This is a genomic window from Deinococcus betulae (assembly GCF_020166395.1).
GTDB lineage: Bacteria > Deinococcota > Deinococci > Deinococcales > Deinococcaceae > Deinococcus > Deinococcus betulae.
In genome coordinates this window covers 112455-120559 of the sequence record NZ_JAIQXU010000014.1, presented here as the reverse complement: position 1 = coordinate 120559, position 8105 = coordinate 112455, and the positions used below count along the sequence as shown (strand labels likewise).

Annotated in this window: 6 protein-coding genes; all 6 read right to left on the bottom strand. The window is 66.2% G+C overall.

The window, feature by feature from the left end:
- Positions 1 to 910: 910 nt before the first annotated feature.
- The 6 genes from K7W42_RS12020 to K7W42_RS11995 all read right to left on the bottom strand — a co-directional run bounded on the left by K7W42_RS12020 (position 911) and on the right by K7W42_RS11995 (position 8104).
- The gene (locus tag K7W42_RS12020; RefSeq protein ID WP_224574924.1) at positions 911 to 2050 is read right to left on the bottom strand and encodes an ABC transporter substrate-binding protein; all 1140 of its coding nucleotides are present in this window, start codon (positions 2048 to 2050) and stop codon (positions 911 to 913) included.
- A 174-nt stretch (positions 2051 to 2224) separates the two neighbouring features.
- Complete coding sequence (locus K7W42_RS12015) at positions 2225 to 3712, bottom strand: glycoside hydrolase family 3 N-terminal domain-containing protein (RefSeq protein ID WP_224574923.1); 1488 nt, start codon at positions 3710 to 3712, stop codon at positions 2225 to 2227.
- Positions 3709 to 4785, bottom strand: a complete 1077-nt coding sequence (locus tag K7W42_RS12010; protein ID WP_224574922.1) for an SIS domain-containing protein — start codon at positions 4783 to 4785, stop codon at positions 3709 to 3711. Before K7W42_RS12010 ends, K7W42_RS12015 begins: the two co-directional genes overlap by 4 nt.
- A complete protein-coding gene (locus tag K7W42_RS12005; RefSeq protein WP_224574921.1) occupies positions 4782 to 5660 on the bottom strand; it encodes a carbohydrate ABC transporter permease in 879 nt (292 codons plus the stop codon). Before K7W42_RS12005 ends, K7W42_RS12010 begins: the two co-directional genes overlap by 4 nt.
- Positions 5661 to 5799: 139 nt before the next feature.
- Entirely contained in the window at positions 5800 to 6705 is a 906-nt protein-coding gene (locus K7W42_RS12000) for a carbohydrate ABC transporter permease (RefSeq protein WP_157457672.1), read from the bottom strand.
- Between the two features lie 142 nt (positions 6706 to 6847).
- Positions 6848 to 8104: an ABC transporter substrate-binding protein gene (locus K7W42_RS11995; protein ID WP_224574920.1), complete on the bottom strand. Its 1257-nt coding sequence runs from the start codon at positions 8102 to 8104 to the stop codon at positions 6848 to 6850.
- Position 8105: the final 1 nt, after the last annotated feature.

Genomic DNA, 8105 nt, shown 5'->3' with positions numbered 1-8105 from the left:
ATCATGAACTCTGGCCTGTGCTGACTCTCTTTCCTTCAGATCAAGTGGAGTAGAACTACCAATTAATGCCGATGGCCGATGACTCGGCGCCGGCTGCGGGGCAGAGTGTGTTCATCAGTACGAAAGCTGAAAATGTTAATGAATAGCCACTTATGGAGGCCTATTGATAACTGTATAGGTTCGCCTTGACACTCTCTACACTTGGCCAGTTTCAATTTGTCTGGAGCGCCCTCAGTGGCTCAGAAATCTATGCAAACCTGCGCTTTGATCAATAAATGTCTTTAGGAAACTGCATGGCCTAGAGCCCACGCCCAGCACTGAAGCATAGGCGGAGGCTCTTCATTGTGAATCTCCAATCGCCGCTGCTCAGTAGCATTCACCAGAAATAACCAGTGCGCCTGCTCCCTACATTCTGCTCGTTTTCTTGGTATGTGCCGCCAGGCCTGTGCCGTTTGCCCGGCAGTCATCAGTCCAGCCAGGTGAGCGCTCATCACGATGACATCTGCGCTGTATGGTCACTCTATCCGGCAAGCGGGGCAGCCCAGGGCATTGGCTTACGTCTCTGGCTGCCTCTGTTCGAGTGCTGGGCCTGTTCCAAGCGCCCCATCCAGGGCGACTTGAGCACAAGGGCGTTGTCCGGGAACCGCCGACTCAGATTCAGTGGATGTCGCAGCGGTCAACGCAGCGTGCAGCCAGGCAATCTGGTCGGCGTTGGCCTGGTCGTGGCGATTCATTGTTTGGCATCTTGCCACATTCAAGGGGGCCGAGCTGCCGCACATGCGGCACGGTCAATCCATGAGTTCGACAACTTCCAGGCACCTGCCCAATGCGGACGGGTGCCTGGCGATGAGGCCGCGTTAGACAGGCCTCAGAAGCGTTCAGGTGGTGCCTGACCGGGATTAGCCCCGCCCTATTTCAGCAGTTTCCAGGTGCCGTTCACGACCTGCACCATGACGCGGCTGCGGGCGTCCAGGCCCAGATGGTCAGTCGCCGAAAGGTTGAAGATGCCGTGCGACCCGATCACGTTGCGGGTGGCTTCCAGGGCGTCCCGCAGGGCGTCACGAAATTCGGCGGTGCCGGGCTTGGCCCGCTTGAGGGCCACCGGAATGGCTTTTTGCATCAGCAGGCCGGCGTCCCACATGTGAGCACCAAATGTGGACACGCTGTCTTTGCCGTAGCGGCTTTCGTACAGCGACATGTAATTCAGGCCCACGCGCTTGCTGGGGCTACTGTCGGGCAGCTGGTCTGCCACCAGCACCGGGCCGGCGGGCAGAATGGCGCCCTCGACATCCTTGCCGCCTACCCGCAGAAAGTCGGCGTTGGCGACCCCGTGCGTCTGGTAAATCTTGCCGCTGTAGCCTCGGTCATTCAGGGTTTTTTGGGGCAGCACGGCCGGCACGCCAGAAGCGCCAATCAACACCGCGTCGGGGCGGGCCGCCACGATTTTCAGAATCTGGCCGGTCACACTAGTGTCGCTGCGCCCGTAGCGTTCCTCGGCCACCACGCGAATGCCGCGCGCCGCCGCGCTGCGTTTCAGTTCGGCCAGCCAGCCTTCGCCGTAGGCGTCGTTAAAGCCGATGTAACCCACCGTTTTAATCTTGTTCTGCTGCATATGCTGGACGATGGCCGCCGCCATCAGGGCGTCGGTCTGGGGGGTCTTGAACACCCACTGCCGCTTGGCGTCCACAGGCTTGATGATGCCCTCGCTGGCGGCCAGACTGATCAGAGGCACCTTCGCCTCGGCCACCACGTCAATCATGGCCAGCGAGGCGGGCGTGGTGGTGGTCCCGATAATCAGGTCCACCTTGTTCTCCTGGATGAGTTTGCGGGTGTTGGTCACGGCCGCCGTGGTGTCAGAGGCGTCGTCGAGGATGGTGTACACAACCTTCTGTCCGCCGATGGTCTGGGGCAGCAGGGCCACGGTGTTGCGCTCGGGAATGCCCAGGCTGGCCGCCGGGCCGGTCGAGGACACAATGACGCCCACCCGCACGTCGGCCAGGGCGGTGCAGGTGCAGGCAAGAAGGACAGTCAGGGTCAGGCGGGTTCGCATGGGCAACCTCCGGTGGCCGCAGGTGGGCCAGAACACTCGTTTGGATTGCGCCGATGGTAGCACCTGCTCCTGTGGAAAGAAGCAGGAACAGCGCCTGCCAGCGGAAGGCTGACAGGCGCTAAAGGTAAAGAGGAGTGAACAGGCTGAGGGCGTAGAGGTGGCGTTTGCCCCCGACTAGACCGGCGCAGTCTGCCCTGAGCCCAGCAGGGCGTCCACCGCCGCCTGCAAGTGCGCCCGCCGGAATCCGTGCGTGACCAATGCAGGCAAAGGCAGCTGCGCCGCGGCGTCGGGCGACCACAGGGCCAGGTGAACCGCCGGGGCGCGGCGGGTGGCCAGGCGTGCCGCCAGGGCCACGGTGGTGTCCGGTATCCCCCAGCGGCCAGTGGTGGCCAGCAGGGCCGGGGCGCTGGGAAAGCGGGCGAGCAGAGCCGCCGTGGCCTCTGCATCCTCAATGACCGCACTTTGAAGATGGGGCAACGCTGGGCGCAGCGCCGCTGCCAGCGCCTCGCCGCTCAGAAAATCGCCGTAGGGACCGCCCAGCTCACTCTCGGCGGGCGCAAACAGCAGAACGGGCGCCGCCGGGTCAAGGGTGGGCAGCGGCCCCTGGCGTTCTAGGGCGCCCGTCGCCCACCGCAGGGTGGCGGCTTCATCCTGCTGGCGCTGCGCGGCGCTGATCAGGCGCCGCGCACCCGGAAAGCGCGCCTCTGCCTGACTCAGACGCGTGACGGCGGCTTCCACGCGCTGTGCGCTCAGGGTGCCTCCTTGTAAGGCCCGTTCCAGTGCGCGCGCGTGAAGGTCGTGCAGGCTCTGGTCGCCGTGCCCGCACACCAGCACGGCGTCGGCGCCGGCCGTCAGCGCCAGAGCGGCGCCCTGCCCGGCTGGGTAACGGTCGGCCACGGCTTTCATGTCCATCGCGTCCGTCACGACGATGCCGCTGTAGCCCCATTCCTGACGCAGCAGGCCGTCCAGCAGGGCCGGCGAGAGGGTCGCTGGGCGCTCCGGGTCCAGGGCGGGATACAGGATATGCGCGGTCATCACGCTGCCCACCCCCGCCTGCACCGCCGCCCGGAACGGCACCCACTCGCAGGCCTCCAGCGCCGCGCGGCTCTTGTTCACCACGGGCAGGGCCAGGTGGCTGTCCACGCGCGTATCGCCGTGCCCTGGAAAATGCTTAACGGCACTGAGGACACCTGCCGATTCGCTGCCCAGCGCCCAGGCCACGCCCAGGGCCGCTACCCGCGCCGGGTCAGTGCCGAAGGAACGCTCGCCGATCACTGGGTTCAGTGGGTCAATGTTCACGTCCAGGCTGGGGGCGTAATTCCAGTTGATGCCCAGTTCTAGCAGGCCCCGCGCTGCCAGCGCCCCCGCCTCAAAGGCGGCCTGGGGATCGTCCAGCACCCCCAGCCCCTGCGGCGTGGGCGGCTGCGGGCCGTCCAGGCGGCGCAGCACCGCGCCGCCCTCCTGGTCGGTGGCCACCAGGGCGCCCCGTTCCAGCGCGTCCCGGATGTCTGCTACCAGCTGCGCGGTGGCTTCTGGCGTGGTGATGTTGCGGGCAAACAGGCACACGCCGCCGGGGTTCAGGGCGCGCAGCCAGCGGGCCAGGTCCGGGGTGAGGGTGGGGCCGGGGAGGTCCACCATGAGCGTACGGGCTGGGTGGGTCATACCGTGCGCGTCACTTTCGCCAGGCGGGGCGGGGCATCGGGGTTCTCGCCGCGTGCGACAGCGGCGTGGGCGATCAGCAGCTGCGCGGCCAGCGCCGAGACTGCCGGGTCCGTCAGGGGGTGGCCGGTGGGCTGGGTGGGCAGGTCGGCGGCCTGCCCGGCGGCATTGTCGCCAATCAGGGTGACCTTGGCGCCGTAGCCGCGCAGCGTCTCCAGGCTGGCCGCCGTGAACGGCGCGGTGGCGTCGCGGCCCTGAAAGAACAGCGCCGGCGTGCCGGGTTCGGCCAGCCGGGCGGGTCCGTGGGCAAACTCGGCGGTCGAGAAGGCCAGGGCCGCCACGCCCGCTGTCTCCTGCAACTTCAGCGCGGCTTCGGCGGCCACGCCGCTGTGCAGCCCGCGCCCCAGCACCAGGGTGGGCTGATCGCCCGTCAGCCGCAGGGCCGCCTGCCGCGCCCGGTCCTCCTGCGCCAGCACGGCCCGCAGCGCCCCAGGCAGGCCGTCCAGCGCCGCGCCCAGGTGATCGTCGGGGCGCCAGGCGTGCAGCAGGCGCGCGCCCAGCGTCAGGGCGGCCAGATAGCTTTTCGTGGCGGCCACCGCACGTTCCTCGCCGGCGTGCAGCGGCAGCACGAGGTCGGCGGCGTGGGCCAGCGGGCTGCCAGGCGTATTCACCAGCGCGCAGGTCAGGGCGCCGCCCCGGCGGGCCTGGGCCAGCGTTTCGACCAGATCGGGGCTGCCGCCTGACTGGCTGATGGCCAGCACCAGCGCGCCCCGGTAACTCACGTCGGCGTGGTACACCCCGGCCACACTGGGCGCCGCGCTGACCACGGGCAGACGCAGATGTGTCTCCAGGCCGTAGCGCAGCGTGGTTGCGGCGTGGTCTGACGAGCCGCGTGCCAGCGTCACCACAAAGGAGGGGCCAAAGTCGGCAATCTGCCGGGCCACGCGGGCCACATCCGCGTCGGCGGCCTGGCGGGCCACCACCTCGGGGGCTTCTCTGGCCTCGCGCAGCATCACAGGCTCGGCAGGGGGCAGGGTCACGTCGTCCCGGCGGACAGTGGGCTTGGCCTCAGTCATTTCACGGCTCCTTCCATGCCGCGCAGGAACAGCTTCTGGGCAGCCAGGAATACGATCAGCACTGGCAGCATCATGATGATGGCCCCAGCGGCAATGTTGAACGGGTCGTAATTGAATTGCCCCTTGAGTTTCAGCACGGCCACGGCCAGGGGTGCTTTATCAGGCGCGCCGGACAGCACCAGCATGGGCCAGAAATAGGCGTTCCAGGTGGTCACGGTGGTAAAGATGCCCAGGGCCGCCAGGGAGGGTTTGGTCAGCGGCAGCATGATGCGCCACAGGATGCCCAACTCGCTGGCGCCGTCCAGCCGCGCGGCTTCCAGCAGGGCGACCGGTACCGCCAGGAATGCCTGGCGCATCAGGAAGATACCGAACGCCCCGGCAATCGTGGGAATGGCCACGCCCAGATGGGTGCCCAGCAGGCCCAGGTTCTTCAGCGTCAGGGTGTTGACGATAAAGGTGGTTTCCGAGGGCAGCACCAGGGTCGCCAGAATCGCTCCGAAAATCAGGTTGCGGCCTGGAAAGCGGAACCGGGCCAGCGGGTAGGCGGCCAGGGCAGAGACCAGCAGGGTGCCCACCACCGTCATCGCGGTAATGGACACCGAATTCCACAGCGCTTTGCCCAGGCTAAAGGTCCGGAACACATCGGCAAAGTTGTACAGGGTCACGCGCTTGGGCAGCAGGCTGGCCGGAAAGGCGTAGATGGAGGTCCCTGCCGTCTTGTCTGTCAGGGCGATGGCCAGTGTCCAGATGAACGGGAACAGGGCAAACACCAGAATCAGCAGCAGCAGGGCGTAGCGCAGGGCCAGCCGGGCGGGTTTGCGCCAGGCCACCGGGCGGTGGGCCGTCTGGGCGGGGGACGCAGCAGTCAGGCTCATAAGAACTCCGGTTGAGGGGCGCCCTGTCGCCCTTCAAGTCGAGCAGAGCAAGTTGAGAAGCACGAGAGCAGAGCGGCAGAGAGGTCGGGCGCGGAGGGGGTTATCCGGTAAGGCCTCTGGGCCGCAAATAGAAGCCGCTTCATGCCTGCTCCTCCTCGGGGCGGTGAAACAGCCGGAAGTTCACGGCCGAGAGCAGCAGCGCCACGGCCGCCACCACCAGGCCGGCCGCACTGGCCAGGCCGTAGTCGAAGTCAAAGCCCTGGAAGGCCTTGGCGTAGACGTACATCAGGGCGGTGTAAGTGGAGTTGAGGGGGCCGCCGTTGGTCAGCACCAGCACTTCTTCCAGCACCCGCAGCGCCGCAATGGTGGACAGCAGGGTACACAGCAGGATGGTGGGCCGCATGAGTGGCACCGTGATGCGCCAGAACCGCTGCCACGCACTGGCGCCGTCCAGCACCGCCGCTTCCTCCAGTTCTTCAGGAATGGTTTGCAGGCCAGCCAGATACAGCACCATGTAGTACCCAAAGCCGCGCCAGAAGGTCACCAGCATGACCGCCCAGAAGGCCCAGGCCTCCGAGTTCAGCCAGCCAAACTGCGACTCGGTGGACGTCAGGCCCAGCGAGCGCAGCAGCCAGTTCAGGGTGCCCTCGCGGTTAAAGACCCACTCCCACATGACCGCCGCCAGCGACACGGACGTCACCACCGGCACGTAATACCCCGCCCGGAAAATCGCCATACCCGGCAGTTGCTTGTTCACCAGCACCGCCACGGCCAGCGCCCCCAGTTGCAGGGCCGGCACCACCAGCAGGTATTTCACGCTGTTTTTCAGGGCCGTGAGAAACAGGGGGTCGGCAAACAGCTTCTCGAAATTGTCGGTGCCCACCCACTTCGGGGCCAGCCCGTTCGCAAAGCGCGCGCCGTTGTATTCCGTGAAGCCCAGGTAAGAGCCGTACAACAGAGGGTAGAAGGTAAACACCGCCAGCAGTACCAGGGCCGGGGCCAAGAAGGTGTACGACAGCAGCGTGGAACGCCAGGAAACTCGCATGGGGCAACGTCCTTTGCAAAGAGGGGAGGGACCGGGGGCCAGGGAAACAAACCGGCCCGCCCGGAAATCGAGCGGGCCTTGAAGAGCGGGTGGGCGGCGCGGCCGCTCCGGCTCTGGGTGGCTGCAGGGCCACCTCAGAGGGTTACTTCTTCATGTTGGCGTTCCAGTACGTCACCGAGTCGTTCAGGGCCTGCTGCGCGCTCTTTTTGCCCAGCAGCGCGGCCTCGATGTTGTCATTGAAGTTCTTGTACAGGTCGTCGCTGTTGCCGGGCGCCTTGTAGCCGGGGTTGATAAAGCGGCCCGAAGCGCCGACCAGGCCGGTGGCCTTGGCAACGGGGTCCTGACTGGTCACTTTGAACTGCACGCTGGTCTGGGCCCCCAGGGTGGTGGGCACGACCGGCACCACCTTGGCGAAGGCCAGCTGGTTGGCGTTGTTCGTGAAGAAGGCGGCCAGTTTGGCGGCGGCCTGCGGGTTCTTGCTGGCCTTGGGGACTACCAGGCCCATGCTGCCGCCGGTCTGCACGTTGGCTTTGCCCACGGGGGCTTCGGTCACCACGGTCTTGGCGTACAGGCTGGGGTTGGTGTCCTTGATGCGGGTCAGGGCCTGCGGGCCACCCACGATCATGGCCACGCGGTTTTGGGCGTACAACTCGGTCGCCAGCTGGAAGGCCTCACGGCGCACGGCGTCTTCCGGGATGTAGCCGCCGCGGTACAGCGTGACGAACTGGTTGAGCAGCGCGGCGTGCTGGGCGCTGTTGAACATGGCCTTGCCGTCGGCGGCGTAGATGGGCAAGCCCTCGGCGTAGAAGTACCCCAGGAACGACGCGGTGTTGGGGTCTTTCAGGGCCGGCACCCAGGCGTAGGCGCCGGTCTTGTCCTTGACCGTCTTGGCGTAGGTCAGCAGTTCGCTGGTGGAGCGGGGCGCGCGGCTCAGGCCGGCTTTTTGCAGCAGGTCGGGGTTGTACAGCAGCACGCCCTCGTTCAGCCAGCCGTACCAGGGGTAGGCGTAGACCTTGCTGCCCGAGGTGAAGTTCTTCAGGCTCTGGCCGTAGAAGGTGCGGCTCAGGGTGGCGGCGGGGGTCAGGTCGCTGGCGGCGGCCAGGAAGCCGTTCTGGGCGGCCTTCTGGGTTTCGTCAATGTTCAGGTTGACCACGTCGGGGGCGTTCCCCAGGTTCACCGCCGCCACAAAGTCCTGCATCATCGAGTCCTGCTTGTCGAACCACTGCACCTTGATGGTCGGGTTGGCCTTTTCGAAGGCGGCAATCGTGGACTTGATGTAGCTGTCAAACTTGGGGCTCAGATACCACGTCCAGAACGTGACCGTGGTGGTCTGCGCGTTTGCGCTGGACAGCGCCGAGAGGCCGAGGCTGAGGGTCAGAACGGTCAGGGTACGTTTCATG

Bases quoted from the DNA above. Each gene is read 5' to 3' on its own strand.
- K7W42_RS12020 (WP_224574924.1), bottom strand. From the start codon at position 2,050: ATGCGAACCCGCCTGACCCTGACTGTCCTTCTTGCCTGCACCTGCACC.
- K7W42_RS12015 (WP_224574923.1), bottom strand. From the start codon at position 3,712: ATGACCCACCCAGCCCGTACGCTCATGGTGGACCTCCCCGGCCCCACC.
- K7W42_RS12010 (WP_224574922.1), bottom strand. From the start codon at position 4,785: ATGACTGAGGCCAAGCCCACTGTCCGCCGGGACGACGTGACCCTGCCC.
- K7W42_RS12005 (WP_224574921.1), bottom strand. From the start codon at position 5,660: ATGAGCCTGACTGCTGCGTCCCCCGCCCAGACGGCCCACCGCCCGGTG.
- K7W42_RS12000 (WP_157457672.1), bottom strand. From the start codon at position 6,705: ATGCGAGTTTCCTGGCGTTCCACGCTGCTGTCGTACACCTTCTTGGCC.
- K7W42_RS11995 (WP_224574920.1), bottom strand. From the start codon at position 8,104: ATGAAACGTACCCTGACCGTTCTGACCCTCAGCCTCGGCCTCTCGGCG.